Below are 1,914 nucleotides of genomic sequence, written 5' to 3'. Positions count from 1 at the left end.
TAATCCTCTATGCAAATGAAAAAAGGATCAACCAGAAAGAACTGGTTGATCTCATAATACGAACGGGCAGGATAGTTCAAATACATGGTATCATGTGGTGAGTAATTAATGGAGCTCACTTCCATCTGTTAGGCTGTAAAAACAAACGCTTGTGCCGCCTCAATTATCACTTTTTGGTGACTATATCACAAAAAAGTGGGTACTGTTTTTCTTGTAACTTTTCCCCCATACTATCGTTCATAGGAGGTTCATGAAGCAGACAGAGCATTCTATACCATATAAATCATTATAAAAGGAGTGTAATAGAATGGGGAAATTTGACGGGAAGGTAGCAGTTGTAACCGGAGGTACAAGCGGCATCGGTCTCGCGTCGGCACAACAGTTCGTAAAAGAAGGGGCTTACGTTTTTATCACGGGACGCAGACAACGTGAACTGGATGAAGCAGTAAAGCAGATCGGAAAGAATGTTACAGGTGTCCGAGGTGACATATCTAAATCGGAAGATCTAGATATATTATTCGAAACAGTTAAGCGAGAAAAGGGACACTTGGACATTCTCTTTGCAAATGCCGGACTAGGGTCATTTCTTCCATTAGGAGAAATTACAGAAGCACACTACTACAAGACTTTCGATGTCAACGTGAAAGGAACCATCTTTACAGTACAAAAGGCATTAGCTTTGTTTCCAAATAAAAGAGGTTCGATTATTCTAACGGGATCCACTGCTGGCTCGACGGGGATGCCAGCGTTTAGTATCTATGGTGCATCCAAGGCAGCGATCAGACAGCTCGTCCGCAGCTGGATTCTTGATATGAGAGGGACCGAAATTCGTATAAACATCCTTAGTCCGGGAACAATCGTAACGCCGGCGTACGATGAGTTATTTGGCTCTGAACTAGATCATTTACTGGAACAGGCAAAAAATGATATTCCGCTCGGCAGAGTGGGGCAGGTTGAAGAGATCTCCAATGCTGTCATGTTCCTAGCCTCTAATGAAAGCAGCTATATGAACGGCGTTGAATTATTCGTAGATGGCGGAGTAGCTCAAGTTTAACCAGGACATAATAATTTTCAAACGACAAAGATTTTTAAATCAACTTAAATGCGATTGTATTATCCCCTCCATGTAACGTTCAATTTTTCCTTCAGTGATCCTTGAAGGATCAAGCGATACATGAAGGGGATATTCTTAGATCGGGAGATGGTGCATTGATATGAAAACATTTTTCTGTGAACTGGAAGTTACATTAGAGGTTATCGGAGGAAAGTGGAAGGGGCTTGTTCTGTACTATTTAATAAAAGGACCTAAACGGACGGGAGAGCTCAAGCGACTCGTTCATAATATATCGCAAAAGATGCTGATTCAAACTCTTCGGGAACTGGAAACAGACGGATTAATTCGCAGAAAGATGTACAATCAGGTACCGCCTAAGGTGGAATATTCAACGACGGAACTGGGTCAATCACTTGAACCCATTTTGAGATCGCTTTGTGATTGGGGGGGGAATTACGCAGAGCAATCCTTCGCTCCGGGCGAGATTGAGATTTTGTATCTGGATTAACTGTCGGGGGACAAGAGCATAGTCCCATTTGAAGTCGCTATTTTAGCGGCTTTTTTGTTTTATCGTTTTACGTTGATGTTTTCGAGTGATGAGCAATATTCTAGTACAGGTTACTTCGTAATTAACAAGGTGAACTACAAAACTAAGGACACAAAACTTGTCTCAGAGATTAATAAGTACGTCTTGGATTATGGCAAAAGCATCATGCCCCAGCTGTTGCCAGGAGTCTGAGCAAACAGGTAAGCGGTTGAGGCTAATGACAATGAACCCATTACGCTCCCTCGAAATGATTAAGTTTTCTCACTCAAACTCATGAATTCGCAGGATTTCACCTTTAGTTTAGCGCGAGATA

At 42.0% G+C, this 1,914-nt stretch carries 2 protein-coding genes; both read left to right on the top strand.

What is annotated here, in order from left to right; genetic code table 11:
• Nucleotides 1-307: 307 nt before the first annotated feature.
• Nucleotides 308-1,054 (top strand): SDR family NAD(P)-dependent oxidoreductase, encoded by a 747-nt coding sequence (locus HFD99_RS24685; RefSeq protein WP_031462735.1) that lies wholly within the window; start codon nucleotides 308-310, stop codon nucleotides 1,052-1,054.
• A gap of 160 nt (nucleotides 1,055-1,214) precedes the next feature.
• Nucleotides 1,215-1,562 (top strand): winged helix-turn-helix transcriptional regulator, encoded by a 348-nt coding sequence (locus HFD99_RS24680; RefSeq protein WP_019685981.1) that lies wholly within the window; start codon nucleotides 1,215-1,217, stop codon nucleotides 1,560-1,562.
• Nucleotides 1,563-1,914 lie beyond the last annotated feature (352 nt).

It is taken from the genome of Paenibacillus sp. EKM301P, from assembly GCF_011800295.1.
In the GTDB taxonomy this organism is placed as follows: Bacteria; Bacillota; Bacilli; order Paenibacillales; family Paenibacillaceae; genus Paenibacillus; species Paenibacillus polymyxa.
The sequence above is the reverse complement of the archived record's forward strand: the minus strand, read 5'-3'. Positions and strand labels throughout refer to the sequence as shown.

Excerpts from the sequence above, each read along its gene's own strand:
- HFD99_RS24685 (WP_031462735.1), top strand. The coding sequence starts at position 308 with ATGGGGAAATTTGACGGGAAGGTAGCAGTTGTAACCGGAGGTACAAGC.
- HFD99_RS24680 (WP_019685981.1), top strand. The coding sequence starts at position 1,215 with ATGAAAACATTTTTCTGTGAACTGGAAGTTACATTAGAGGTTATCGGA.